This window comes from Vibrio intestinalis (genome assembly GCF_025195085.2).
Classification (GTDB): domain Bacteria; phylum Pseudomonadota; class Gammaproteobacteria; order Enterobacterales; family Vibrionaceae; genus Vibrio; species Vibrio intestinalis.
In genome coordinates, this window is the sequence record NZ_JANAVY020000002.1 from 215247 (window position 1) to 240729 (window position 25483).

The window sequence follows — 25483 nt, forward strand, 5'->3', positions numbered from 1 at the left end:
AAGGAAGCCCTTTTCTTTTGTCGCAAGATAATACTGTTCTATAAAATCCTTCTAGCCCTTCCATTCGCTATGTGCTTAAATCTCAACAAGAAAAACAAAAGGATATGGCTAGGATGCAAGACTCACGGACTGAAAAAGCGCACTCACCATGGCGCGTAGGCCTTAAGCGATTGATTCAGGCTGCTGGCTTGTTGCTTGTGGTATTATTCATTAGCGCTTGGTTAATGCCTGTGACACCGTTAGAAGCAATAGATAAACCTAGCTCTCATTCGCAACCTCTCGACTCAACTACGCTGTTAGGCAAACTTGCCAATGATTACGCGCAAGGCCACTCTCCGCAAACTGATAGCGGATTCTATCCGCTCGCCAATGGCCAAGAAGCTCTTTACGCTCGGCTGGCTTTGATTGATAACGCACAACACTCTATCGACCTGCAGTATTATATTTATCGCGACGACAGCACCAGCTCTTTGCTGACCTATTCGCTCTATTTAGCCGCTGAACGTGGCGTAAGAGTTCGCGTGTTGCTTGATGACATGCAAGCCCGCAGCGACAGCGATATGGCCTCTCTCGCGGCTCACCCAAACATTGAACTGCGTTTATTTAACCCTTTTGCTAATCGAGGTCTTCGTGCGCTCGATTTTATTAACGACTTCAAACGAATGAACCGACGCATGCATAATAAGTCCATTATTGCGGATGGTGCATTTGCCATCGCTGGCGGGCGCAACATCGGCAACGAATATTTTGCCGCCAACCATGAAGTAGACTTCGGTGATTTTGACTTACTACTAATGGGCCAATCAGTTGCCGAAATCGGCAAGCAGTTCGACCTCTACTGGAACAGCGCACCTGCAGTACCAAGCACCTTGCTATTTGAGCAGCAAAGCCAACCAGATAATACAGATATAGAAGAGTGGAAACGCGTACTAAACCACCACTTTGATGGATCAGATTACGCGGCAACCTTTGACGAACTGCCTCTCGTTAAAGCATTAAAAAGCGAGCAGCTTCACTTTTACTGGGGTAAAGCTGAAGTGCATTACGATCAACCGAGCAAGGTATACCAACCAAGCGATAATGATTTAATGCTGCATGCTCTCGACGGTATCTTACGCCGCGCTGAGTCCTCTTTCTTGCTGGTTTCTCCCTACTTTGTCCCGACCCAAGCGGGTACCGACATATTGGTCAAGGCTGCACAGTCGGGCATTGATATCACCATTATCACCAACTCGTTAGCCTCTAATGATGTATTTGCTGTGCACGGTTGGTACGCAAAATACCGAACTCAGCTTCTCAGCGCAGGCATAAAGCTGTATGAAGTCAAAGCCGACCCTAGCGTCAAAAAGCGCTACTCATGGCTTGGCAGCTCGCGAACCAGTTTACACGCGAAAACATTCATCCTTGATGACGAACAGATCTTTGCCGGCTCATTTAACTTCGACCCAAGATCGGCATTTTTGAATACTGAGATGGGTGTACTGGTCGACGCACCCAAATTTGTTCAGCATGCCTTAGCTAACTTAGAGAGCAACTTAGCGCAAAATACCTACCGTTTATCGCTCGACCAAAACAATGACATCATCTGGCATAACGATATTACTCAACAAGACTACACTCGCGAGCCTGACGCCAGCTTATGGCTGCGGCTTGGCGCTTGGGGGGCAGGCATTTTACCTATCGAAGATCAGCTCTAACACCGTAGAAACAAAAAGGTCGCTAATCGCGACCTTTAGTTTTTGTATACAGGCTAAGAGGTTTTACTCACTGCCTAGCAGCTTCTGGGCTGCTTTTCTTACTTCAATAGAGCTGTCATTCAGGAACACTTGCAACCCATCGCGATATGAATCAACATCGCCTTGCTCGAGCAACTCAACTAGCTTCAGGCGCTCTGCGGCTGTTAGCCAAGCTTTGAGATCTGGTATTCGACCTTCTTTTGCTAATCGCTGCACAAACTCTGCAGGTTCGCGCGCCTCGTGCGCAGCAAAGTACAGCAGCATAAACTCATTCACACCCGCATCATCTAGCCAGTTTAACGCCCATTCCTCTCGCGCACGGGTCAGTGCAGTACTATAACTAGGTTGATTAATGGTGTTATGGCCGATGTGTTCGTCTGTCCAACGCTCAGTAAGGTTTAGCCCTCTTGTTTGAATGCAATGAATTGCATGGGCTTGTTCAACGAAGTTACACATCATCCAATGTAAGCCTCGCTTACCTAACTGACTAAAGAATACGGCCAAACGCTTCGCTTTTTGTTCCGGTAGCAGCCAAATTAGTTCAGATGGCGCGACTTGACCTCGATATCTCGCGTAAGGGTCCCAGCCTTGTAGTTTAGGCACGCCTAATGCTTTAGGCGTTAGAGACTCTAAATCTTGCCCTGTATCCAAGTAGCTCAAAATTTTGTTGGTGATCTCTGCTGCTTTCTCCGGTTCAAGCTCATCGCTGAGATCCTTGAGCAATACTGAGTTAAACCACTCTTCAATAGGTAATTCCACCTCTGGATTCACCAATCGTGCATGCATAAAGAACAGAGCAACTTGTTCTGGGTAACAACGTTCCAACGATTTGAGCAACTTCTCACGCTCAGCCCATTGATGGCGACCAATCATGCTGGTGTCATCCGCCTCTGCATACGCGAAGCCATTGACCCGCTCACAGTAGCTCTGCCAAAAACGCGCTGATACAGGGCGATAACTAGATGCAGATTGATAGGTCATTAGCAAGTAAACATCAATATCCGATTGCGCCACACCCGTTGATGCTAAACATTGTACGATATGTTCTTCGAGTTGCTGACTCTCGGTAAGACCGTACAATGGATAGTCCGACCTAAAATGGAAAATGCGGTTAATGACACGTTGAGGAGCGAGCGTCACCCATAAAGTCCAGTGGCGCTTAACCAGCACTTCTAAATCAGATTTCAGATTTCCGCGAGCGAAGACTTCCATTAACCAAAACAGCGCTAAAATCGCTCTTTGATAACCATCCTTGCTCCCAAGCAAAGCATAGGCTGGTTGATTTGGACTAACCATATCACCTGAACGGCCACAATCCCTGTAACAAGATTCAGCCAGCAAGGAAATCATTTCTCGGTCGTTAAAGCCGCAATCGACTTGAGAAAGCCAAGTTTGTACATCCGCTAATTCCTCAGCTTGTAAACTTGTATAACGCTTGTATTTGTCTGTCAAAGCTGTCAATAAATGTTGCTCTAACCACGCTAACAACTCATGTTCTTCAGGTTCAGACTCTATATGATCATTGAGCCGCCACGCAGCATACGCACAACCACCGATGTGAGTAGGTAAATACTCAAGCATCTCATCATCAAGCCCCATTAACTTATGGTCGATGCTTTCGAACTCGCTAATATTCACAAGCGGCAAATTGGGGTTTAAGGGATAAAAGCAAGATTTCCACTCTGCCTCAGACCATACTTCTTCAGGTTCAGAGTCTTCATCCTCAAACGGGTCATCAACGATACGAGTATGTTCCCACTGGGCATATCTGTCTTCGAGCTGCCACGCTGGCGCCACTTTAGTTAAGCTCACTCCTGGGTATTGAGCCTTTACTTCTGCAAGTAAATTGAATGCTTCTTCGTCGACACGCGAACCTAAAATGGTCTGCTGCTTAACTTGGTCTTGATATTGCTCATCTTCATAATATGGCGCTGGGACGTCCCAAGCACCTAAGCTGTAGTAGAAGCTTAATGTCGGATGTTCTGAACTTTGCACCGGAACAGAAATCATAGGCTGTTGGCCTAAGCGCTCGATTAACTGCTGTTTAAACCAAGCGTAATCATCTGGATTTTGATTGAGATGGTCGAGTAGATCAGGTTGTTGTTGGTATCCATCACGATCCATATAGAAATGACGACGGATATGAGCGCCATCTGACCAAATATAAGCCTTAATCAGATCTCGGCTCCAACCAAACTCTTCAACTAAAGCCATGAACATTTGAAAAGGCACTGACCAAGACTCGGTGTTCCAATAAGGAATAACAAAACTACTCAAATAAAAGCTATGAGCAGGATTCACTTTGGCCATGATAAATAGCGCTTCAATGCCGAAGATATTCATATCACTCAGCATCAAATCACTTTGGTCGTTTCGGCTTCGGGCAAAATCCACCATAGCTTGAGCGGTAAGCTGTAATTCTTGTTCCAATTGAGGGAAATTTAGCGCACAAGCAAACAGAACTGGCTCGCTGATATAAGTGCTTTTCTCATCACTTCGATAGGTGTTGAGCACGTGAGCAACTAAGTCACGCTTGTCACCCGCATCATCAAGGCTCAGTGGTTTACCGGTTTGATCGACAAACTCAATATTAAATAAAGTGCCCATGTGCAATCTAAAAGCGCTACCATCGGCCAAACGCTGACGATACTCAGTTAACGCTTGAACGATACTTTCTGAGTCTTGAGAGTTAACGGTGATTTGAATGGATTTATCGAATTCTGCCATGTAAAACCTGCTTCAGACGATAGACATTTCGCGCGCAGATTCATTAACGCAAATACATCTAACTTACTGATAGAAAAGCCAATTGAAAAGATCGGCAGTATATCTATTGCACTTACAATGTCTAACGGGAAGGTGAAATGTATGGGACAGCGCACACTGCCAGACCACACACAAAAAAGTAAACGTTTTCGCCCAAAACAAAAAGGCTGAGGTCATTCAACCTCAGCCTTGTTATTCATATTTGCTGGCTTATTTTCTTAGCCAGTTTATCCAACTTTTTTATCTAAACTGGCACCGAACAATTCTAAGCGCCAGCCTTGCATTACATCTGGCAACTTATCGCTGTTTCGGTTGTGTTTCCAAACCCAGCTTAGTAATTGGTTAAGCTGTTTTTTAGAGGCTAAGAACTCGGTGGCCAGCCCACTGGTTTGAGCCGCTTTCTTCACCTCATCTTTGAGTACTTTAAACAGCTGCTTGTAACCCGGCTTATCCATTAAACGCTCGATAGGCGCGGGGTACTCTTCAACTGGCGTATGCTTAGCCAGTTTTACGATTGAGATGATTCTCGCACTGTGGCGATGTAGAGCGCGCGGGTCAATGCCCTCTTGCTCCATTTGATGACGGTTTTGAATGCCATTACGAGCAATCGTCAGCAAATCATTCTCTTTGAAGATGAAGTTAAGCGCCAAATCACGGCGTACCGCTTCTTTGTAACGCCAAGTAGCAAGTGGTCTTAAAATCGCTAATTCACGCGGTTTTAGCTGCCATGCACCTTTGATATCCAAGTAGGCGTTCTCGACATCCACTTTTTTAATGCGCTTAGAGGCAATCAACTCACATTCAGATTGCGCGGCTTGCCACCAACCTGCTTGCTCAACTTCGCTCAATAGTTTTTCAAACAGAGGCTTTAGGTAGTAAACGTCAGCAGCAGCGTAATCAAGCTGCTTTTGAGAAAGTGGACGCGCTAACCAGTCGGTGCGTGATTCACTCTTATCAAGCGCAATACCTAAGTTTGCTTCCACTAGAGTAGCAAAGCCGGTTGATAGGCCATTACCTAGAAATGCCGCCATGATTTGTGTATCGACCATTGGCTCTGGCAAGCAACCAAAGCTGTTGTGGAATACTTCTAAATCTTCACCACAAGCGTGCAGAACTTTACGCACCTGCTTATCTTGCAACAAGTCGACAAATGACGACATGTCTTCAATTTCTAATGGGTCGATCAACGACAGTGTTTGCCCATCAAAAAGCTGGATAAGACCGAGCTGAGGGTAGAAAGTGCGGGTACGCACAAATTCGGTATCAAGCATAACAGCGTCCACGCTTCTTGCTTGATGACAGGCAGCTTCGAGTTGAGCTACCTCGGTGATGATTTGATAATTCACTGAATTCTCGCTGTGAGCAAATAAAAATGCCGACTTGACGGTCGGCATTCTAACAGAGTTTATAGGGCTATTCAGCCTTAGCTTGAGTGCCTTGTGCGGCCTTAGCAATATTAGCGTCGTTCTCTTCACGCAATACGCGGCGAAGAATCTTACCAACGTTAGTTTTTGGCAAGTCGTCTTTAAACTCAACAATCTTAGGAATCTTGTAGCCTGTCAGGTGCTGACGACAATGAGCAATCACTTCTTCTTTGGTCAAGCTAGGATCACGTTTTACTACGTAGATTTTCACTAATTCACCTGAGACTTCATGCGGTTGACCAATCGCGGCAACTTCTAGCACCTTACCGTGGGTAGACACCACATCTTCGATTTCATTCGGGTATACGTTGAAACCAGAAACCAGAATCATGTCTTTCTTACGGTCAACGATATGAATCAGACCTTCATCGTCAAACTTAACGATATCGCCAGTGGATAACCAACCCTCTTCCGTCAGCACTTCTTTGGTCGCTTCCGGACGCTGCCAGTAACCTTGCATGACCTGCGGACCACGGACTTGCAGCTCGCCGACTTCGGTATTCGGTAGTGGGTTACCTTCTTCATCGACAATACGCACTTCTGTCGATGGTACAGGAAGACCAATCGCACCTGTGTAGTCGATAAGATCGTAAGGGTTACCTGTCACCAACGGTGAACATTCCGTTAAGCCATAGCCTTCAAGAAGGTGGATACCCGTCACTTTCTTCCACTGCTCAGCAACACCGCGCTGTACCGCCATACCGCCACCAACAGATAGCTTCATATTGCTAAAATCAAGTTCGTGGAAATCTTCATTGTTCACTAGCGCATTAAACAGTGTATTTACACCGGTTACCGCTGTGAATGGGTATTTCTGTAGCTCTTTAATAAAGCCCGGAATATCACGTGGGTTAGTGATGAGTAGGTTTCGACCGCCCATTTCGATAAACAGTAGGCAGTTAACCGTCAATGCGAATACGTGGTAAAGAGGCAGCGCAGTAACGACTAACTCTCGACCTTCAGATAATACTGGGCCGTACGCACCTTTTGCCTGCATTACGTTTGCAATCATATTGCGGTGCGTAAGGATTGCGCCCTTAGCCACGCCTGTCGTACCACCTGTGTATTGCAGGAATGCAATATCATCACCAGACATAAATGGCTTAACGTATTGCAAACGACGGCCTTTACGTAACGCTTTACGCATTGAAATTGCGCCCGGCAGGTCGTACTTAGGTACCATGCCTTTTACGTACTTCACTACGAAATCAACAATCGTACCTTTTGCGCGTGGCAGCATTTGACCAAGACTGGTCAACACCACGTGTTTCACTGGCGTATTATCAACGATTTGCTCAAGAGTGTTGGCAAAGTTAGAGACAATCACAATCGCCTTAGCGCCAGAGTCATTTAGCTGATGCTCGAGCTCACGCGGGGTGTAAAGTGGGTTTACATTTACCGCAATAAGGCCAGCACGTAGTACACCAAACAGTGCTACTGGGTATTGCAGTAAGTTAGGCATCATAAGTGCTACACGGTCGCCCTTTTGCAGCTTAAGATCATTTTGTAGATATGCGGCAAAAGCACGGCTACGCTCTTCCAATTTACGGAAGGTCATGACCGAGCCCATATTCATAAACGCTGGTTGATCAGCAAACTTTTGTACTGATTGCTCAAACATCTCAACCAAAGATGGGTATTGGTCTGGGTTGATGTGCTCAGGCACTTCATCTGGATAACGTGATAACCAAGGTTTATCCACGGTACTACTCCTCGAATATGATGGGTGTTGCAACACGGGCAACGCTCAGCGTTTGAACGCTTATTCGGCTGCCCTAATCCAGTCAAACTGGTCTTTAATCATGCTATTACAACACAGGCTAAGAGCTTGAGCACGAAACACTCAAACACTTGTTTCAATTTTGTTAACCAAGCCAAAAATCCGTTCTGCGACGGCCTTTGGCTGTTGTAAGTGACAGTGGTGACCACCAGCAATGGTGTGTATTTCAACATCGCCTTTGGCAACAGGTTTCGCCTGCTTTAAGGCAGCAAAACCTTGCTCACCCAATAGGATGAGTTGCGGGCAAACAATGTGTTGGCGAAACTGTTCAGCACTTTCAAACGGCATGCGATACAAGGAGTCGGCTTGTAACCGTTTATCATGACGCCATAGCCAACCTTGCTCGCCACGAACAAGGCCACGTTTTACCACAGGAGCAATCAACTCTGGAGCGAGATGATTAACCGCAGCACGCCTTTCGATAGCTTCTTCTATCGTTGCCATGGCTCTTTCTGGCTTGCGTCGAATACGTTGTCGGCTTTTGACACCTTCACGCAATCTTTCCACACTGTTTACTGCAGATTCCGCTAAGGGGCCATCCCCTTCAATCTGCATTAATCCTGCCACTTTTTCAGGAAAGGCGGCACTATAGCAACTTGCAATCAAAGCACCAAGCGAATGTCCTACTAGCACTAACTTGTTTGGCGATAAAGTAGTCAACAGCTGGTAAACATCGTCGATATAGTCGTGAAATGGATAGAAGTGGCCATCACCTTTATGCTCAGATAGGCCATGGCCAGGTAAATCGATTGCGCAAAGATGGAGCAGAGGATGGCACTGATGAAGCTCAGTCATTACTGTTTCAAAGCTGGCGGCATTATCTAACCAACCATGCAAAAAAACGACCGAGATATCGGCCGTTTTAGGATGTCCTATTTCCAATGCTGCGAGAGATAACTGACCGCAAGCGTATTGGTTTGATTTGATCATTACTTCACTTCTTGGATCACTCGTCCTGAGCGATTGCCATAATTGATGTCACGACAGTACAGACCACGACATGGGTAAAGATGAGTAGGCGTATCATGCACAATCACGCGCTCCTCAATACGCCATAGATGGTAGTTGCTTATCGCCATGACAGGAAAATCATAATCAAACTCGCCGACTTTATTCTTCTCAGTACCATCGGCTTTACCTAATAGCGTAATTAGGCGGCCTTCACTTAAGGTTACTGGGTCAGCAAAGCCATCCACATAACCGACAAAACGGCCTTTCGGCTCTTGTTTAATATCCGGCTTGCCCGAGCTACTGATCGGCAAGTTGACGACCTCAATGCGAGTACGGTTTTCCAAATTGGTGACTTTGGCAATCACACCACCCACACGAACTTCATCACTACTATTGGCGCTCTGCTGCCAAGCCGCGTAGTCGGTCACGATATTAGGATTATCCGATTTAAGGTCTTCTGGTAATGAAGAACAGGCGATGAGGAAAATAGATGAGATAAAAACAGTGGCGAACCGGACAATACGTGTATTCATAATGGCATTCTCAAAAAAGCGAATATTAAAAGCAGAGAGATAAGAAGAGTTATATATAAATATCGACCCCTAACATGTTAATTAGTTCCTCTCTTTTGGCTTGGTTCATGACTCGCATGTACTCTTCCATCGCTTTACGGCTGCGGCCTTCAGGAAGATCATATTGAATCTGCGCTTTATGAATATCGGACTCATTAACATGGCGAATAGTATGCGCTACCGCATTGGCCACTTTCGAAGGTTGGCCTACGGGTGACTTGTCCTCAGATTTCTTTACCTGATTCTTCTTGTTGGTCTTATTGGCTCGATTTGGGCCAGGGACCGAAGGAGGTAATCCGTTAACTGAAACCATACTATTCGCTTATTAACTCGTTGCCTTAACGGGAAAGCTCGCCTAGCGCGTGTTATTCACGGCCTGGCAGTTTTTTCCACGCCACGGTGTCACGCAAGTAAACAGGGCTCGCTTCTTCTGCAGAGACCGTCTCACCCTTTTGCCACGCAAACTTAGCCACTTGCACGATATCTTGCGCATCAGGGAACTGCACATCACCTGCATTACGGCTAATGGTTAGACCCGCTAGTTCGTCTTGATAGGCTGCCCAGCCTGTACCCGCAGTTGTCCACGTTTGCTCATCGGCTGTCAGTTGTTCAACCAAGTTTGCTGGTGCAATTACGCACTCGGCGTCAACCGCTGCCCACTCACCATTTTCTTGGCGAGAGTAACGTCCCCAGTACACTTCACTCATACGCGCATCAATCGCACATGCCACATCGGTTACACCATGAACTCGGTAAGAACCTTGAGCCATTGCTTCAAGGGTTGATACGCCAATCATAGGAAGCTCTGCACCAAAGGCAAGGCCTTGAGCAATACCAATACCGATACGAACACCAGTAAAGCTGCCCGGCCCGCGACCAAATGCTAATGCATCTAGATCAGCTAAAGTTAGGCCTGCTTCTTTCAGTACTTCATCCACCATAGGCAGTACTTTTTTGGTGTGGTCACGCGGCGCTACTTCGCTACGTGCGTAAACTTTGTCATCAACCAATAAAGCAACAGAGCAGTTTTCTGTTGCGGTATCTAAGGCAAGGATCTTTGCGCTCATCAAAATCTCTAATTTGTATCTGTTTGTATCTGTTGAAGGAAATGGTCAACTTTCGCCAAATCTCGCGTACGCGGAATTGGCGGTAAACTCGCTAGAAACACGCCACCGTAATCTCGTGTCACCAAACGGTTATCACAGATTATCAACGCACCTTTGTCTTTCTTATCGCGAATTAATCGTCCCACTCCCTGCTTAAGGGTAATCACCGCATCCGGTAATTGCACTTGAGCAAATGGGTCACCACCTTTTAAACGACAATCTTCAATTCGCGCTTTTAGCAGCGGATCGTCTGGGGCGGTAAACGGTAATTTATCGATAATAACACAGCTCAGGGTGTCACCTCTAACATCAATGCCTTCCCAAAAAGCACCTGTTGCCACCAGCAAGGCGTTACCAAGCTCCATAAACTCGGCCAACGTTTTCTGCTTGCTGGTTTCACCTTGCATCAACACAGGCACTGTAAGCACGTCTCTAAAGCGCTCACCCAGCTCTCGCATCATGCTGTGCGATGTACATAAAAAGAAACATCGCCCTTGGTTTTTCTCAATCACCGGTGCCAACATACGCACCAGTTTATCGGCTAAGCCTGCACTGTTTGGTTCGGGTAAATAACGTGGGACACACAAACGCGCTTGGCTTTGGTAATCAAACGGGCTGGGCAAAGACATCTGCTGTTGCGGCTTCAAGCCCAAGCGAGAGGTGAAGTGGCCAAAATCGTCATTCACCGCAAGAGTGGCGGAGGTAAACACCCACGCGCCCTGCTTTAGCTCTATTTGTTCGTGGAACTTATCCGCCACCGATAGCGGCGTAATATGCAAACTAAAATGGCGCGGCGAGGTATCAAACCAATAGGAATAACCGGTAATAGAAACATCGCACACACGCTCAATTCGGCCTTTAATCAAGTTCGCCCTTTCAAAGGCCGTATCAAGTAATTGGCTGCGGCCAAGGGCGATCTTAAGCACCTCAATTGAGAAATCGAGCGCTTCGATCAGTCGCTCCATCTCACGAGCAATTGACGGTGATTGCAAGGCTTCACGCCAGTTGCCACGAAAGCCCGGCTCTCCCAATGTGATACGTAAGTCCATTGCGCACTGAACCAGCTTCTCCGCCACCTTTTGCAGTTGGCGCATATCTTTGGCTTCAGTTCCATAGCCGATCTCGATATCTTTGGCTAACTCTTGAACTTGGCGACTTGATACCGATTGACCAAAGTATTGGCTGGCGATATCTGGCAGCTGATGGGCTTCATCGAAGATAAACACATCCGCTTCAGGAATCAGCTCCCCAAAGCCAGTCTCTTTAATGGCTAAATCGGCTAAAAACAGGTGATGGTTGACCACCACTACATCGGCATCGAGCGCTTTCTTACGCGCTTTTAAAACAAAGCAATCACCGTAACTGGGGCAATCTTTTCCCAAACAATTGTCATTGGTTGAGGTAATGGTAGGGATAACAGGGCTGTCTTCAGCAATGGCATCGCAATCACCTAAATCACCTGTTTTGGTTTCCGACGACCAACTGCGTACTTTCACTAATTGACTAAGTAAAGTGGGATCCGCTTGGTGACTATGGCTTTCAATCATTTGACGGCTAAGCCTATCCAAACACAGATAGTTAGCCCGCCCTTTTAACAGTGCCACTTGGCCATAAAAGCCGAGTGCGCTGGTCATTAACGGAAGATCTCGGTGGAAGAGCTGCTCTTGCAGGTTCTTAGAACCGGTGCTGATGATGATTTTCTTACCGCTAAGCAATGCTGGCACTAAATAAGCGAAGGTTTTGCCTGTACCTGTTCCCGCTTCAATCACCAGTTGGCCTTCCGATTTAATCGCTTTGCGAACAGCCTCGGCCATATCAAGCTGAGCCTGACGCGGTTGGAATCCGGGTATGGCTTTGCCTAATGCGCCATCTTGAGAAAAGGTTTTTGAGATCATGCCACTGCTGCGGGTAACAAAAAACCAAAGTATACCTGAACGACAGTTAAAACAGTATTTGTTCTAATCAAGCAAGATGGGATAAAACTATTGAGAGAAGGGCTGTCAGCCCCTAAAATAGCGGCCTTATTCCCTATATTCTGGATACAAACATGAGCGATAACAACGCAAAACCAGCACTACCGGATCACCTTGCTGGTAACCCACGCAGCCCACACTACGTTGCTGAGTGCTTCGAGCACCACATCGGTATTCGCCTAAATGGCAAAGAGCGTACTGACGTTGAAGAATACTGCATCAGTGAAGGTTGGGTAAAAATCGCTTCTCCTAAAGCGAAAGACCGTTTCGGCAACCCAATGCTAATTAAGCTAAAAGGTGAAGTAGAAGCGTTCTACAAATAATCACCACTGTTTTAGATGCATAGAGCGTATTGCTCTATGCATTTTCTTCCCTTCAAACCCTTAAGCTATGGCTTGCTTCACTGCTTGTTCGGCATGGATTTCTGTTGTGTCATACAGTGGTACATGCGAATGGTGTTGCTGAATCAACAAAGCAATTTCAGTACAGCCGAGAATAACCGCTTGGGCTCCTTGCTCCGCCAAGCGTGCGACAATCTCAACATAACGCTCTCTCGACTCATCGCGAATATCACCCAAACATAATTCGTTATAGATAATGTCGTGCACCGTGGTTCGGTCTTCTTCATTCGGCACAACAACCTCAATAGCAAAATGATCAGTTAATCGGCTTTTGTAGAAGTCTTGCTCCATAGTAAATCGCGTACCAAGTAAGCCCACTTTACTGATGCCATCTAAAACCAATTTTTGCGCCGTAGCATCGGCGATATGCAAAATAGGAATGGAAATGTTTGCCTGAATATCATTAGCAACCTTGTGCATGGTATTGGTGCAAATCATCAAAAAATCAGCGCCGCCCGCCTCTACTGCTTTTGCCGCATTAGACAAAATGACTGCGGTTTCATCCCACTTACCTTGGTGTTGCAGTTTTTCTATTTCATCAAAATCGACACTATAGAGACAGATTTTCGCTGAGTGCAAACCACCGAGCTCACGCTTCACACCTTGGTTGATCGCTTTATAGTAACTTGCGGTTGATTCCCAGCTCATCCCGCCTAGCATTCCGATTGTTTTCATTTTAAATTTCCTTGCTAACTATTTAAGCGATGCTCCACACTAGCAACCGTCGGCGGTAATCTCAATAAGACTTTTAGGCAAATAAAAACGCGGCTCAAATGAGCCGCGTCGGAATCTGGTTTGGTTAAGGTTTAGCGTCGTTGTAGATATCGCGATAACCACGCTGGGCCATCAAAATCACTATGGCTATCGATGATGGCTTTAGCGGCATCACTTGGCGAAGCTTTGTTGTCCCACATTTCGGTTAGGATAGCTTCGTCTATTTCACAGTCGCCTAGTAAAGCACTTACGCGCTCAGAATATAATTTACGTGCTAATAGCTCTTTATCCATACATACCACCTTAAGACGCTCAAATGAGAAAGAATCTTCAACCGTGCAACGGAAATAATCGCAAAAGACTAACTTCGTCGAGATAACCTACTCCTATTTAAGTAGATTTTCTGTTGAATTCAACTTGATATTAGTTTAATTGTTAGGGAAGTTTTGCGGGTTAGCTCACCCTTCAGAAGCGCTGAAAAAATTCACCATACGAAAAAAATAATTCACGGAAGTACGTACGAAATGGAAAAGAAAACACTGCTTACACACTGTAGCGACGCACCTGGACTCATCTCCAAAATCACAAACATTTGTTATAAGCATCAGCTGAATATTATTCATAACAATGAATTTGTAGATAACTCGAGTGGGCACTTTTTTATGCGCACCGAACTGGAGGGGTATTTCAATGATCAAACCCTTCTTGCAGATTTAGATCAGGCGCTTCCGAGCGGAGCAAAACGTAAACTTGTCGACTCTAGCCGTAAGCGCGTCGTGATTTTGGTGACCAAAGAAGCCCACTGTTTAGGCGATATTCTGATGAAGAACTATGATGGCAGTCTAGATATTGAAATTGCCGCCGTGGTGGGTAACTACGATACCCTACAAAACTTGACGGAAAAGTTTGATATTCCTTATCACCATGTCAGCCATGAAGGTTTATCGCGTGAAGAGCATGAGCAAGCAATGCTAAAAGTGATTGATGAATACCAAGCGGACTACTTAGTATTGGCCAAGTACATGCGCGTTCTGACCGCTGGTTTTGTTGAAAAGTATCACCACAAAATCATCAACATTCACCACAGCTTCTTACCTGCATTCATTGGCGCTAAACCTTATCAGCAAGCGTATGACCGAGGCGTAAAGATCATTGGTGCTACGGCGCACTTCGTTACTAACGATCTCGATGAAGGTCCAATCATCAAGCAAGATGTCATTCCTGTGGATCATAACTTCAGCGCGAAAGACATGGCTCAAGCCGGCCGCGATGTTGAGAAAAACGTTCTGAGTAAAGCGCTCAATAAAGTGGTTAATGACCACGTGTTTGTTTATGGCAATAAGACCGTTATTTTATAAGCTACTTTGAACGAAAACGCCCTCTCACATCGAGAGGGCGTTTTTGTTTGTTGCAGGGTTAACTCGTCGCTATAGCTTAATGCCGAGCTCAACCCCTTGTTTGATGGCTCGGACGGCATCAAGTTCTCCGGCGTAATCTGCGCCGCCTATTACGTGCAATTTGTCGCCAAACTCAGGCCATTGATTTTCAAACGGCCTGACTGACTCTTGCCCAGCACAAATAATGACTTTGTCTGCATCGAGCAGCTGCGGCTGGTCATCAATTGAAATGTGTAAACCTTGCTCATCAATCTTCTCGTAGCTCACGCCGCCAAGTAGATTCACACCGCGCTTCTCTAGTGTACGTTTATGGATCCACCCTGTCGTTTTACCCGGCCCTTTACCGACACGCCCCTTGCGACGCTGTAATACCCAGACGGTTTTATCACTCATCGCATCAGGGTAAGGGTACAAGCCGCCCGGGTGGGCAATCTCTTTATCAATCCCCCACTCGTATAACCAATCATCTAACTGATGGCTTTCGGGCTCAGTCAGCATGGAAGCAACGTCAACGCCAATCCCACCCGCACCAACAATAGCTACCTTATCGCCTACATAGGTCTTATCTCTAATCAAGGTTTGGTAATCCACTACCTTGTCTGGGTTATCAATGCCGTCAATATGGACTTTACGTGGTGTCACACCAGAAGCCATCACCACTTCATCGTACTCACTGAGCAAGTCTGCATTCGCTTCGGTATCAAGATGCAACTTGACGCCAGTTTCATCAATCTGATTTGCAAAGTATCGAATAGTTTCTCGAAATTCCTCTTTACCGGGGATTTGCATTGCCAACCTGAATTGGCCACCAATTCGGTCACTGCGTTCAAACAAATCAACATTGTGACCTCGCTGCGCTAATGTCGTCGCACAGGCTAAGCCAGCAGGCCCAGCCCCCACAACTGCGATACTTTTCGGCGTATCGGTATTAACCGGAATCAGCTCGGTTTCGCGACACGCGTATGGGTTAACTAAGCAACTGGCACGTTTGCCTTTAAACACGTTATCGAGACACGCTTGGTTACAACCAATACAGGTATTGATCAGCGCGGCTTGCTGCTTTTCAGCCTTAGCCACAAAATATGGGTCAGCTAAGAATGGCCGCGCCATCGACACCATATCCGCTTGGCCTTCAGCAATAATTCGCTCGCCTTCTTCAGGGGTATTGATTCGGTTACAGGTCACAATTGGCACAGAGACATGAGGTTTTACCTTCTCAGTAACCCATGTAAACGCACTGCGGGGGACTTGAGTGGCAATGGTTGGAATACGTGCTTCATGCCAACCAATGCCAGTATTGATGATCGTTACGCCTGCCTTTTCTAACTCTTGGGCCAGTAAGACCACTTCATCAAAGGTGCTGCCTTGTTCAACCAAATCCAACATAGATAAGCGGAAAATGATAATGAAACGCTCGCCCACTTTTCGGCGAATAGACTTGACGATTTCTAATGGGAAACGCATCCGGTTTTGGTAGTCACCGCCCCACTCATCATAACGATTGTTGGTGCGTTGACAGATAAATTGATTGATGAGGTAACCTTCAGAGCCCATCACCTCAACCCCATCATAACCCGCTAGTTGCGCGAGCTCGGCACTGTTAGCGAATGCTTCAATGGTGTTATTGATTTGGCGAGTGCTCATTTCACTTGGTGCGAAACGGGCGATAGGCGCTCGAATGGCCGACGCGCTCTGAGCAAAGGGGTGCATGGCATAACGACCAGCATGCAGTAGTTGCAACGCAATCTTGCCCCCGTGTTGATGCACGGCCTCGGTCACGACTTGATGCGCTTTGGCGTGTTTAGGCTTACTAAACTCTGCACTAAATGGATGCAGTCGACCGCGTAGATTCGGCGAAAAACCACCTGTCACAATCAGGCCAACCCCGCCTTTGGCTCGTTCCGCGTAAAATGCGGCTAAACGGTCTAAACCTTTTTTATCTTCCTCTAGTCCTGTATGCATCGACCCCATCAGTACACGATTACGCAATTGGGTGAAACCAAGATCCAGTGGTTTAAGCAAGTTAGAGTACATGGCAGACATCACTTCATTATCGTTATTCTGGTCTGACCAGACTAAGACGTAATCACACAAAAATCAAACAATCGTTTACATTTTTGAAACATAACGCACTCTGTGACGTAGAAAGTTGGCAGGAACAGGCGTTCCTTGACTAGATTAATAAATGAATCCTTCCAACATCTAGCTAGAAACCAATAGATTCAGTAGGATATAAGGTTCACCGTCAGAACCTGTGTATCCCACAGCGGAGAAAAAATGAAAAAAGTATTCAAGTTTATCGGCTTGTTTTTCAAAGGGATTTGGAAACTCATCACCTTTATCCGAGTCGCCATTGTTAATTTACTGTTTTTTGCAGTGCTTGCTTCTATGTACTTCTTGTACAACTCAGCAGAAACACCCGTACCGCAGGTTCCGCAGTCCTCTGCATTGATCCTTAATATCTCTGGTCCTATTGTTGAGCAATCTAGCTACACCAATCCAATGGACTCATTTACTGGCTCTTTGTTTGGTAAAGATCTACCAAGAGAAAACGTGTTGTTTGACATTGTGAATACCATTCGCAAGGCCAAAGATGACTCGAACATCACCGGGATTGTTCTGGCGTTAAGAGATATGCCAGAAACGAACCTAACCAAGCTGCGCTACATCGCCAAAGCACTGAACGAGTTTAAAGCCTCAGGCAAACCGATTTACGCGGTAAGCGATTTTTACAATCAAAGCCAATACTACTTAGCAAGCTATGCTGACAAGGTTTACATGGCTCCTGACGGTGCAGTAATGATCAAAGGCTACAGCGCCTACTCGATGTACTACAAAACTCTGTTAGAGAAGCTAGATGTCAATACGCACGTATTCCGCGTGGGCACTTACAAATCGGCCATTGAACCTTTCGTGCGTGACGATATGTCTGATGCAGCGAAAGAGTCCGCGACCCGTTGGTTAGGTCAACTTTGGGGTGCTTATGTGGATGACGTCGCGACCAATCGTGAAATTAGCCCACAATCGCTCAACCCAACCATGGACGAATTCCTTGCGTTGATGAAAGAGTCTGATGGTGACTTAGCAGCGCTATCGCTCAAAGCTGGTTTGGTGGATCAATTGGCAACCCGCCAACAAGTACGTAAAGAGATGATTGACGCCTTCGGCAGCGATGGCGGTGATAGCTATCCATACATTGATTACTACGAGTACTCAGCCACTGTTACCCCTGATTTTGACATCAACAGTGATGATATCGCGATTGTTGTCGCAAGCGGTGCCATTATGGATGGCGTACAGCCGCGCGGTACAGTAGGCGGCGACACTGTGGCTTCTTTGCTGCGCCAAGCTCGTAACGACGACAAGGTAAAAGCAGTCGTTCTACGTGTAGATAGCCCAGGCGGTAGTGCATTTGCCTCAGAAGTTATCCGCAACGAAATCCAAGCGTTAAAAGAAGCGGGCAAACCTGTCGTGGTTTCTATGTCTAGCCTTGCTGCATCTGGCGGTTACTGGATCTCAATGAGTGCAGATCAAATCATCGCTCAGCCGACCACTTTGACTGGTTCTATCGGTATTTTCAGTGTCATCACCACCTTTGAAAAAGGTCTGAACAACATTGGCGTTTACACTGACGGCGTGGGTACCTCACCATTCTCAGGTATCGGCGTGACCACGGGCCTTACTGAAGACGCAGCAGACGCATTCCAAATGGGCATTGAGCATGGTTACCATCGCTTTATCAACTTGGTAAGCACTAACCGTGATATTGCCATTGATAACATGCCAAACATCGCTGAAGGCCGTGTATGGACAGGTCAAGACGCACTAGAGCGTGGCCTAGTTGATAAGATGGGTGATTTTGACGATGCGGTTGCGCTAGCTGCAAAACTGGCAGAGCTTGAAAACTACAACCTTTACTGGGTTGAAGAGCCGCTTTCACCTGCAGAGCAGTTCTTCCAAGATTTCATGAACCAAGTAAAAGTAAACCTTGGCCTTGATGTCAGCTCAATGCTGCCGAAAGCCCTTCAACCTGCTGCTACACAGCTAGTTGAAGACGCGAGTTTACTGAACAGTTTCAACGATCCAAAAGGCCATTACGCCTTCTGTTTAAACTGCCAAGTCCAGTAACCGTACACTATTTGAGCGTTTAAACCTATATGCGCTCTAGGCCACAATTAGAGGGGTATGTCTGTGCGACATGCCCCTTTTTATTGGTGAAGAATTGTTTATAATCCCCCGCTCTGTTCCCCCTACAATTAAACTGGTTTCGAGCAATGGCAAGAAAACACATCTATATCGCCTACACGGGCGGTACCATTGGTATGCAGAAGTCACATGATCACGGTTACGTGCCTGTTGCGGGCTTTATGGAAAAGCAACTTGCAAGCATGCCAGAGTTCCAACGTCCGGAAATGCCGGAATTCACGATCCATGAGTATGATCCACTGATCGACTCTTCCGACATGACCCCTGCCGACTGGCAACAAATCGCAGACGACATCCGAGATAACTACGATAAATACGATGGCTTTGTGATTTTGCACGGTACAGACACAATGGCGTACACCGCTTCTGCACTGTCGTTTATGTTTGAAAACTTAGCCAAACCAGTCATTGTTACTGGTTCACAAATTCCGCTAGCGGAATTGCGTTCAGATGGCCAAGCAAACCTACTTAACGCTTTACACATCGCGGCGAACTACCCAATCAATGAAGTGACCCTGTTCTTCAACAACAAGTTGATGCGCGGTAACCGCAGCACGAAATCACACGCTGATGGCTTTAATGCGTTCACTTCACCAAACCTACCTCCTCTGCTTGAGGCGGGTATCAATATTCAAATCAGCAGCGACATTAAAGTGAATGAACAACCTGAAGGTGAGTTCAAAGTTCACGATATTACCCCGCAGCCGATTGGCGTTATCACTATGTACCCGGGCATCTCTCATGAAGTGATCCGCAACACCTTGTTGCAACCGGTCAACGCGATGATTCTACTCACCTTTGGTGTGGGTAATGCGCCACAAAACCCAGAGCTACTGGCTCACTTAAAAGATGCGTCACAGCGCGGCGTGTTAGTCGTAAACTTAACTCAATGCCTTGCCGGTAAAGTGAATATGGGCGGCTACGCGACAGGTTGTGCTTTGGCAGAATCAGGCGTGATCAGTGGTTACGATATGACACCAGAAGCGGCGCTAGCAAAACTGCACTTCTTATTAAGCCAAGGCTTAACTTACGAACAAGTTAAAGTGAAGATGCAGCAAGTACTGCGTGGTGAGATGAGTATCTAACTCAAATTGATATAGCTAAAGCCAGCGTTCTTCGCTGGCTTTTTTGTTTTAGGCGAGAATTAGCTACGGCGAAACAAACTTGTCAGCTTACCGTCAGTACGATAGAGAATCAGCGCGAACAAGATAAGTGAGCAACCAACCATTTTATTGAGCGACATCTGCTCTCCGTACCACGCGATACTGAGAAACACCGTCCAGATAGGCTCCAAAATCATAATCAGCGCCGCATTGCCCGGCACGATCTGCTTTTGCGCGGTAGTTTGCATGACGTAACGCAGCGCAGTGGCCAAGATGGTACTAGCCGCAAACCAACCCCAAATTGAGGGCTCAATATACACCGGAACCGTTTCAAACAACGTGCTTGCCACTAAGCCAATCACACCTGTGACAAACAGCTGAATACAAGTTAGCAGTAAAATAGGCAAGGTCTTGGAGTACTTACTGTTTACATTAAAATGCAGCGCCAGAATCACCGCATTGAACAAAAACCACAGCTGACTGCTCGAACTTTGCCAACCATCTTTAAGTGACAGGAAAGCCAAGCCACAAATGGCCACAGGCAGCGATACCCAAAAAATACGTTTCGGACGCTGACCAAACAGCACCCATGCAACAAACGGCACCATCAGCATAGATAGGCTAAGAATAAACGCCCCTTCACCCAAAGTGTCACTAATGGAAATCGCATGTATCCAGCTCATTAGAGCCGTGGCAAGTAAACACCCTACTAAGGCAGCGGAGCGAATATCTCGCCAGCTAGCGCGTCGCAGCGAACCTAAGCAAAATGGCAACAAACAGAGAGAAGCGAGTAGAAAGCGCAGACCGACAAAGCCAAATGGAGGCAAACCTTGTATGGTTTCTTTGGAAAAGATCCATCCTAACGCCGACAAGATGGTGGCGCATACTAGTATGGCGGCTGCTTTTTGTTCAGGTTTCACTATTGGCGCTCGATCTATTCACTTTTTAGAAACTGGTTTAGGTTTTAGCGAGCCCAAATAACAACCCACTCAATAAATCATGCCAGTTCAAGCCGCTAAACGCGATATGCGCCGTAACTTTTTTATCACACAATGAGAATCTTGTAACAAATGTTACAAGATTAGTTTTACCTCTTCGCTCTAAGAGCCAACAAAGATAAAGACCGTAAAAATACAAAAGCCGGCATCTGCCAGCTTTTACTCGTCAAATCCAGTTATCGAGGTTTAGACCACTCCCGCCCAAGCACTGAGTGGTAATTCTTCATCTCGCTTGGCTTTCGACAGCGCTTGCTGCATTTCGGCCACATTCAAAGGGAAGCAATAGGCAGGTTTGCTGCGCTCATAACGCCAGCTTTCAGTGAGGTTACCGCCATCAATTGGGTCATACCCTAGCTCATCCACCAAGGCCATAACTTGCTGCTTAGCTTGTTGATCATCACTCGCCACAGGTAACGCTCGGCGGCTCGGGTTTCCTTTTGGCAAAGCATCACGATTAATGTGCGCAGCGATAATGTTGCTGAATACTTTCACAACCGTTGATTGAGATAAATGTCGAGCTAACAACTCACTGGTTGTCGCTTCAAAGTTGTCTAACGCGGCTATCGCACCATCACGCTCTGGGTAGTAATTATTTACGTCAAGCACCACCTTCCCAGCAAGAGCTTCAACAGGTAGCTGGCCAATATTAGAAAACGGGATTGCGACTACAATTGTCTCTGCGAAGTGACAAGCGTCTTGAACCGTACCAAGTTGCGCTTGAGGTAAGCTCCCCATCAAGCTAAATAGTGTTTTTGGTTCGCGCGAGTTAGCAATGAGTACCTCATGGCCATGGCTTATTAATAACTCAGCGATTGCTTTACCCACGAACCCTGCTCCGATAATACCTATCTTCATGTTTTACATCCTTTTTCATTCCATTTAGCGAAGAGCGACTCATGCAATATCTTCCCCCTTCATCTCACTTAGGCTAATGTTATTACCGCTTATTTACTTGTTAAATGGACGAACAATTTAAACACTAACAACCAAAAGTTGTGAATATAGCCGTTGTTGATGTAGAGGTAGTGAATATGGATAAACTCAGCGCAATGTCGACCTTCATCCAAACCGTTGAAGGCGGCTCCTTCACTGCCGCAGGCAAAAAGCTCGGTATTTCTCAGCAGATGGTAGCTAAGCAAGTGGCTAATCTAGAGCAAACACTTGGCGCGACTTTGCTACAAAGAACCACACGTAGCCACCAGCTCACTGCTTTTGGTGATGCCTACTACAAGCGCTGCAAACAAATTCTGCAAGATATTAAAGCCGCCGAGCAGCTTAGCGACTCTCTGATTAACACGCCCTCAGGCACGTTAAAGATCAGTGCGCCAAGAACCTTCGGAGCTTTTAGCCTTACAGCTTTTCTGGCTGACTTTCTCAATCGCTATCCAGAGATTGGCGTAGAAGTGCATTTATCTGACGAGTACGTTGATATTCAACAAAGTGATTTCGATGCGGTGTTTCGAGTCGGAAAATTAGAAGATTCAAACCTAGTGGCGCGCCCGCTGATGGATTACAAGCTGCTTTGCTGCGCTTCTCCTAGCTACCTTAAGCGTTACGGCACACCTTTAACCCCTACAGATTTAGAGCAGCACCAATGCTTAGGGTATTTATTTGAAGGGGCGATGAACTATAACCGCTGGCACTTTTACCAAAACGGTTCAGCCCTCAAGATAGAGATTGAATCTCGCCTTAAAGTGAATGAGAGTCGAGCATTGCTGTCAGCCATGGTGAATGGCTTTGGTATCGCGATGGTACCAGAACTCATGGTGAGCAAAGAACTCAACTCTGGTGAACTTGTACAAGTGCTACCTGACTATCAAACCCCAGCGCGCAACTTCCATCTTGTCTATCGTCAAGACCGATACCAAACCGCTACCATGCAGGCATTTATTGAGGCCGTTATCGACCGGTATCGATAGAGACAAACAAATCAAAAAATAAATTTCGCGTTTTTTTCTAATTTTCGTACCTAGGTTCATTTCTCGCTCACGGGCAAACTTAATCCCATCGAGACAGGCAGCGCATTCCCCCTTTAGCGCTAAGCAAACCAGAATCACCGTGAGGATAGCGAAATGGATTTGAACAAAGTAACAGACCAAGTAAAACAAAAAGTCGATATCGAAAAAATTAAAGCCAACGCTGAGCAGGCAAAAAGCCAAATTGAACATTCCGGCATTGCTGACAATCCAAAAGCCAAGATTGGCATTATTGCTGGCGGTGCATTGTTGCTATTAGGCGTAGGGTGGATGCTATTTGGTGGTTCAAGCAATAGCAGCGACATGTTGGCGCAAAGCTTCCCAACCGATGCTTCGACTCAAGAACAATGCGAGTTCGTTGGCGACTACAATTACGCTTTGTATGCCGCTTCGATTGAAGGCATGAGCGCAGATGACATACGCGACCAAATGAAAAACGACATCAAAGACCCATCGGACATGCCAAAGTCAGCAGCGAAATACTTCTACAGCAAAAAAGTGAGTGCATTCGATAATGTCGACCGCTTAGTAAAAAGTGCCAATTCAGCAGAAGTCGCTAACGCGTCTGAAAGTGAGATTCAAAGACAGCTTGAGAAAAAGCGTAGCCGCGAAGTGAAACGCTGCCTAAGTAAAGCTCTGTAACCAATTCGCGCCAAATCTCCTCAGCAGTACCCTTAATTGGCGCAAAGCTCCCTAAGCAACTTCATAGTACTTAGGGAGCTTTATTTGTTCTAAACCTCTATACCGGCTTCGTCTTCTTCGACAATGTCGGTTTCTTCACTCGCCTCTGCTAACCAACGCTGAATAGCTGCACTGCTTAGCACTTTCTGCGCGTATTGCTCGGCGAGAGGCGACAGCTCTATGCCATAAGTTTTGAATCGCAATACCACAGGCGCATACATCGCATCAGCAATCGACCACTCACCAAATAGCCACTCATCCGGGAATACCTGCATCTGCTGTGACCAAATTTGGTCAATGCGCGCTATCTCTTGCTTAGCGCCTTCGCTGATTTCGACTCTGCGTTTCGCGCGGCAGTTCATTGGCATTTCATTACGCAGATTGAAAAAACCAGAATGCATCTCTGCTGAAATAGCTCGCGCTAATGCACGCTGCCCTGCATCGTTTGGCCATGCTTGCCCATCAAGATACTGCTCATTTACATATTCCAATATGGCTAATGAGTCCCACACAGCGGTTTGCTTATCAACCAATGTCGGCACTTTCGCAGTGGGTGTTACCTCTTCAAGGGTGGTATAAAAGTCTGGCGTAAAGAGCTTTAACTTAATGAACTCTACATCCAAATTGTATTGGGCAAATATCAGCCACGCGCGCAATGACCATGTCGAATAATTTTGATTGGCAATAAACAGTTGCATTCCTTTTTCCTTGTCTCTTAACATCTACAAACAGATTAAAGGATTGTTTATTGGCCAACTAACGGATAGTTTTGATGGCATATATTGATAAAAACGATGGGTTAGACCGATATGGATATTGAATCGCTCAAGAGCTTTCTCGCTTTCGTTGAAACGGGCAGTTTTACCCGTGCAGCCAAGCAGATTAACCGAACTCAATCTGCCTTTAGCGCTCAGATGCGCAAGCTCGAGCAAGAGCTAAATGTCAGCTTGTTTGAAAAAGAAGGCCGTAATCTTGTGCTGAGTGAAGCTGGGCTAGCACTACGCAGCCACGCCGAAAAGCTAGTCGGCATTCACAATCAAGCCATTCATCAGGTAAAGCGATACCAAGATAAGCATCCATTTCGACTAGGCTGCCCAGAAGATTACAACGATAAGATCCTGCCCTTAGTCATCCAAACCATTCAACAAGCTAAACCTACTTGTTCGATTCAAGTATTCAGCGAGCCAAGTGTGAAACTAAGAGAATGGCTCGATGAAGGAAAACTGGATGCGGCGATTGTCACCAGAGCGCCAGATAGTGAAGAGGGTTATTGGCTCGCTAGCGATCAGGGCGTGTGGGTTACCAGTAAAAAGCACGCTATTAAACTGCACAGCAATAACCAGAAAGAAACCCTACCTATCGCTTTATATCAGACCGATTGTAAGTATCACGCCGCCGCGATTGATGGCCTAACGAAACGTGGTACCGAGTATCAGCTGTTGGCCTGCTGCAATACCTCTTCAGCACTCAGAGCGATCATCAAGCAAGGGCTTGCTGTCGGTGCGATGGGCGCAATCAGTACTTGCGAAGAGTTAGAAGTACTGACAGACATGCCCCCGCTTCCTGCTGTCGACATCGTGCTGCTAACAGGCGCGAATGGACATCCATTGCTGGATAAAAGCTGTATTGAGCAGCTAACACAAAATTCAGAGACAAAAAAGCCGACTCGATGAGTCGGCTTTTGAATTTTCTTCGCTTA

At 46.4% G+C, this 25483-nt stretch carries 22 protein-coding genes; 8 read left to right on the plus strand and 14 right to left on the minus strand.

What is annotated here, in order from left to right:
• Positions 1–113 precede the first annotated feature (113 nt).
• Complete coding sequence (locus MU515_RS05480; protein ID WP_279256972.1) at positions 114–1697, plus strand: phospholipase D family protein; 1584 nt, start codon at positions 114–116, stop codon at positions 1695–1697.
• Positions 1698–1760: 63 nt separating this feature from the next.
• Here MU515_RS05480 and MU515_RS05485 read toward each other — a convergent pair whose 3' ends face one another.
• The 8 genes from MU515_RS05485 to yoaA all read right to left on the minus strand — a co-directional run bounded on the left by MU515_RS05485 (position 1761) and on the right by yoaA (position 12230).
• Positions 1761–4463, minus strand: coding sequence for a hypothetical protein (locus tag MU515_RS05485; RefSeq protein WP_260259370.1), 2703 nt, complete (start codon positions 4461–4463; stop codon positions 1761–1763).
• Between the two features lie 266 nt (positions 4464–4729).
• On the minus strand, positions 4730–5848 hold the full coding sequence (rnd, locus tag MU515_RS05490) for a ribonuclease D (RefSeq protein ID WP_260259371.1): 1119 nt from the start codon (positions 5846–5848) through the stop codon (positions 4730–4732).
• A gap of 67 nt (positions 5849–5915) precedes the next feature.
• Positions 5916–7628: a long-chain-fatty-acid--CoA ligase FadD gene (gene fadD / locus MU515_RS05495; protein ID WP_260259372.1), complete on the minus strand. Its 1713-nt coding sequence runs from the start codon at positions 7626–7628 to the stop codon at positions 5916–5918.
• Between the two features lie 141 nt (positions 7629–7769).
• On the minus strand, positions 7770–8636 hold the full coding sequence (locus MU515_RS05500; RefSeq protein ID WP_260259373.1) for an alpha/beta fold hydrolase: 867 nt from the start codon (positions 8634–8636) through the stop codon (positions 7770–7772).
• Positions 8636–9190: a Slp family lipoprotein gene (locus MU515_RS05505; protein WP_260259374.1), complete on the minus strand. Its 555-nt coding sequence runs from the start codon at positions 9188–9190 to the stop codon at positions 8636–8638. Before MU515_RS05505 ends, MU515_RS05500 begins: the two co-directional genes overlap by 1 nt.
• 49 nt (positions 9191–9239) lie before the next feature.
• A complete protein-coding gene (locus tag MU515_RS05510; RefSeq protein ID WP_260259375.1) occupies positions 9240–9542 on the minus strand; it encodes a chromosome partitioning protein ParA in 303 nt (100 codons plus the stop codon).
• 52 nt (positions 9543–9594) lie between these two features.
• Positions 9595–10296 carry a tRNA (adenosine(37)-N6)-threonylcarbamoyltransferase complex dimerization subunit type 1 TsaB gene (tsaB, locus tag MU515_RS05515; RefSeq protein WP_260259376.1) on the minus strand — a complete coding sequence of 234 codons (702 nt, stop codon included), beginning with the start codon at positions 10294–10296 and terminating at the stop codon, positions 9595–9597.
• 8 nt (positions 10297–10304) lie between these two features.
• Positions 10305–12230 (minus strand): DNA repair helicase YoaA, encoded by a 1926-nt coding sequence (gene yoaA / locus MU515_RS05520; protein WP_260259377.1) that lies wholly within the window; start codon positions 12228–12230, stop codon positions 10305–10307.
• Positions 12231–12382: 152 nt separating this feature from the next.
• On the opposite strand from yoaA, the gene MU515_RS05525 reads away from it, so the two are divergent.
• The gene (locus MU515_RS05525; protein WP_260259378.1) at positions 12383–12631 is read left to right on the plus strand and encodes a DUF3297 family protein; all 249 of its coding nucleotides are present in this window, start codon (positions 12383–12385) and stop codon (positions 12629–12631) included.
• A gap of 60 nt (positions 12632–12691) precedes the next feature.
• Here the strand turns inward: MU515_RS05525 and MU515_RS05530 are convergent, their stop codons facing one another.
• Both MU515_RS05530 and MU515_RS05535 read right to left on the minus strand, forming a co-directional pair.
• The gene (locus tag MU515_RS05530) at positions 12692–13384 is read right to left on the minus strand and encodes an aspartate/glutamate racemase family protein (RefSeq protein ID WP_260259379.1); all 693 of its coding nucleotides are present in this window, start codon (positions 13382–13384) and stop codon (positions 12692–12694) included.
• A gap of 131 nt (positions 13385–13515) precedes the next feature.
• The gene (locus MU515_RS05535; protein ID WP_260259380.1) at positions 13516–13716 is read right to left on the minus strand and encodes a hypothetical protein; all 201 of its coding nucleotides are present in this window, start codon (positions 13714–13716) and stop codon (positions 13516–13518) included.
• Between the two features lie 231 nt (positions 13717–13947).
• Between MU515_RS05535 and purU the strand changes: the two genes are divergently transcribed.
• On the plus strand, positions 13948–14781 hold the full coding sequence (gene purU / locus MU515_RS05540) for a formyltetrahydrofolate deformylase (protein WP_260259381.1): 834 nt from the start codon (positions 13948–13950) through the stop codon (positions 14779–14781).
• 69 nt (positions 14782–14850) lie between these two features.
• Here the strand turns inward: purU and MU515_RS05545 are convergent, their stop codons facing one another.
• On the minus strand, positions 14851–16854 hold the full coding sequence (locus MU515_RS05545; protein ID WP_432816134.1) for a 2,4-dienoyl-CoA reductase FMN-binding domain-containing protein: 2004 nt from the start codon (positions 16852–16854) through the stop codon (positions 14851–14853).
• A 243-nt stretch (positions 16855–17097) separates the two neighbouring features.
• Here MU515_RS05545 and sppA point away from each other — a divergent pair, with 243 nt between their 5' ends.
• Together sppA and ansA are read left to right on the plus strand one after the other, a co-directional pair.
• A complete protein-coding gene (gene sppA / locus MU515_RS05550) occupies positions 17098–18948 on the plus strand; it encodes a signal peptide peptidase SppA (protein WP_260259383.1) in 1851 nt (616 codons plus the stop codon).
• Between the two features lie 146 nt (positions 18949–19094).
• Positions 19095–20111 (plus strand): asparaginase, encoded by a 1017-nt coding sequence (gene ansA, locus MU515_RS05555; RefSeq protein WP_260259384.1) that lies wholly within the window; start codon positions 19095–19097, stop codon positions 20109–20111.
• Positions 20112–20170: 59 nt separating this feature from the next.
• Here ansA and MU515_RS05560 read toward each other — a convergent pair whose 3' ends face one another.
• Positions 20171–21049, minus strand: a complete 879-nt coding sequence (locus MU515_RS05560) for a DMT family transporter (protein WP_260259385.1) — start codon at positions 21047–21049, stop codon at positions 20171–20173.
• 264 nt (positions 21050–21313) lie between these two features.
• Positions 21314–21982: an NADPH-dependent F420 reductase gene (locus MU515_RS05565; protein WP_260259386.1), complete on the minus strand. Its 669-nt coding sequence runs from the start codon at positions 21980–21982 to the stop codon at positions 21314–21316.
• 176 nt (positions 21983–22158) lie between these two features.
• Here MU515_RS05565 and MU515_RS05570 point away from each other — a divergent pair, with 176 nt between their 5' ends.
• Positions 22159–23046, plus strand: coding sequence for a LysR family transcriptional regulator (locus MU515_RS05570; RefSeq protein WP_260259387.1), 888 nt, complete (start codon positions 22159–22161; stop codon positions 23044–23046).
• A gap of 153 nt (positions 23047–23199) precedes the next feature.
• Positions 23200–23745 carry a hypothetical protein gene (locus MU515_RS05575; RefSeq protein ID WP_260259389.1) on the plus strand — a complete coding sequence of 182 codons (546 nt, stop codon included), beginning with the start codon at positions 23200–23202 and terminating at the stop codon, positions 23743–23745.
• Positions 23746–23834: 89 nt separating this feature from the next.
• Here MU515_RS05575 and MU515_RS05580 read toward each other — a convergent pair whose 3' ends face one another.
• A complete protein-coding gene (locus MU515_RS05580) occupies positions 23835–24482 on the minus strand; it encodes a glutathione S-transferase family protein (RefSeq protein ID WP_260259391.1) in 648 nt (215 codons plus the stop codon).
• A 111-nt stretch (positions 24483–24593) separates the two neighbouring features.
• Between MU515_RS05580 and MU515_RS05585 the strand changes: the two genes are divergently transcribed.
• Positions 24594–25457, plus strand: a complete 864-nt coding sequence (locus tag MU515_RS05585; RefSeq protein ID WP_260259395.1) for a LysR family transcriptional regulator — start codon at positions 24594–24596, stop codon at positions 25455–25457.
• The last annotated feature ends 26 nt before the right edge of the window (positions 25458–25483 follow it).

What these genes read in the sequence shown, in the direction of transcription:
- yoaA (WP_260259377.1), bottom strand. Translation starts at nt 12,230, where the DNA reads ATGATCTCAAAAACCTTTTCTCAAGATGGCGCATTAGGCAAAGCCATA.
- purU (WP_260259381.1), top strand. Translation starts at nt 13,948, where the DNA reads ATGGAAAAGAAAACACTGCTTACACACTGTAGCGACGCACCTGGACTC.
- tsaB (WP_260259376.1), bottom strand. Translation starts at nt 10,296, where the DNA reads ATGAGCGCAAAGATCCTTGCCTTAGATACCGCAACAGAAAACTGCTCT.
- MU515_RS05500 (WP_260259373.1), bottom strand. Translation starts at nt 8,636, where the DNA reads ATGATCAAATCAAACCAATACGCTTGCGGTCAGTTATCTCTCGCAGCA.
- MU515_RS05505 (WP_260259374.1), bottom strand. Translation starts at nt 9,190, where the DNA reads ATGAATACACGTATTGTCCGGTTCGCCACTGTTTTTATCTCATCTATT.
- ansA (WP_260259384.1), top strand. Translation starts at nt 19,095, where the DNA reads ATGGCAAGAAAACACATCTATATCGCCTACACGGGCGGTACCATTGGT.
- MU515_RS05585 (WP_260259395.1), top strand. Translation starts at nt 24,594, where the DNA reads ATGGATATTGAATCGCTCAAGAGCTTTCTCGCTTTCGTTGAAACGGGC.
- MU515_RS05545 (WP_432816134.1), bottom strand. Translation starts at nt 16,854, where the DNA reads ATGTACTCTAACTTGCTTAAACCACTGGATCTTGGTTTCACCCAATTG.
- MU515_RS05525 (WP_260259378.1), top strand. Translation starts at nt 12,383, where the DNA reads ATGAGCGATAACAACGCAAAACCAGCACTACCGGATCACCTTGCTGGT.
- MU515_RS05480 (WP_279256972.1), top strand. Translation starts at nt 114, where the DNA reads ATGCAAGACTCACGGACTGAAAAAGCGCACTCACCATGGCGCGTAGGC.
- MU515_RS05510 (WP_260259375.1), bottom strand. Translation starts at nt 9,542, where the DNA reads ATGGTTTCAGTTAACGGATTACCTCCTTCGGTCCCTGGCCCAAATCGA.
- MU515_RS05535 (WP_260259380.1), bottom strand. Translation starts at nt 13,716, where the DNA reads ATGGATAAAGAGCTATTAGCACGTAAATTATATTCTGAGCGCGTAAGT.
- MU515_RS05575 (WP_260259389.1), top strand. Translation starts at nt 23,200, where the DNA reads ATGGATTTGAACAAAGTAACAGACCAAGTAAAACAAAAAGTCGATATC.
- MU515_RS05530 (WP_260259379.1), bottom strand. Translation starts at nt 13,384, where the DNA reads ATGAAAACAATCGGAATGCTAGGCGGGATGAGCTGGGAATCAACCGCA.
- sppA (WP_260259383.1), top strand. Translation starts at nt 17,098, where the DNA reads ATGAAAAAAGTATTCAAGTTTATCGGCTTGTTTTTCAAAGGGATTTGG.
- MU515_RS05580 (WP_260259391.1), bottom strand. Translation starts at nt 24,482, where the DNA reads ATGCAACTGTTTATTGCCAATCAAAATTATTCGACATGGTCATTGCGC.
- MU515_RS05570 (WP_260259387.1), top strand. Translation starts at nt 22,159, where the DNA reads ATGGATAAACTCAGCGCAATGTCGACCTTCATCCAAACCGTTGAAGGC.
- MU515_RS05485 (WP_260259370.1), bottom strand. Translation starts at nt 4,463, where the DNA reads ATGGCAGAATTCGATAAATCCATTCAAATCACCGTTAACTCTCAAGAC.
- MU515_RS05565 (WP_260259386.1), bottom strand. Translation starts at nt 21,982, where the DNA reads ATGAAGATAGGTATTATCGGAGCAGGGTTCGTGGGTAAAGCAATCGCT.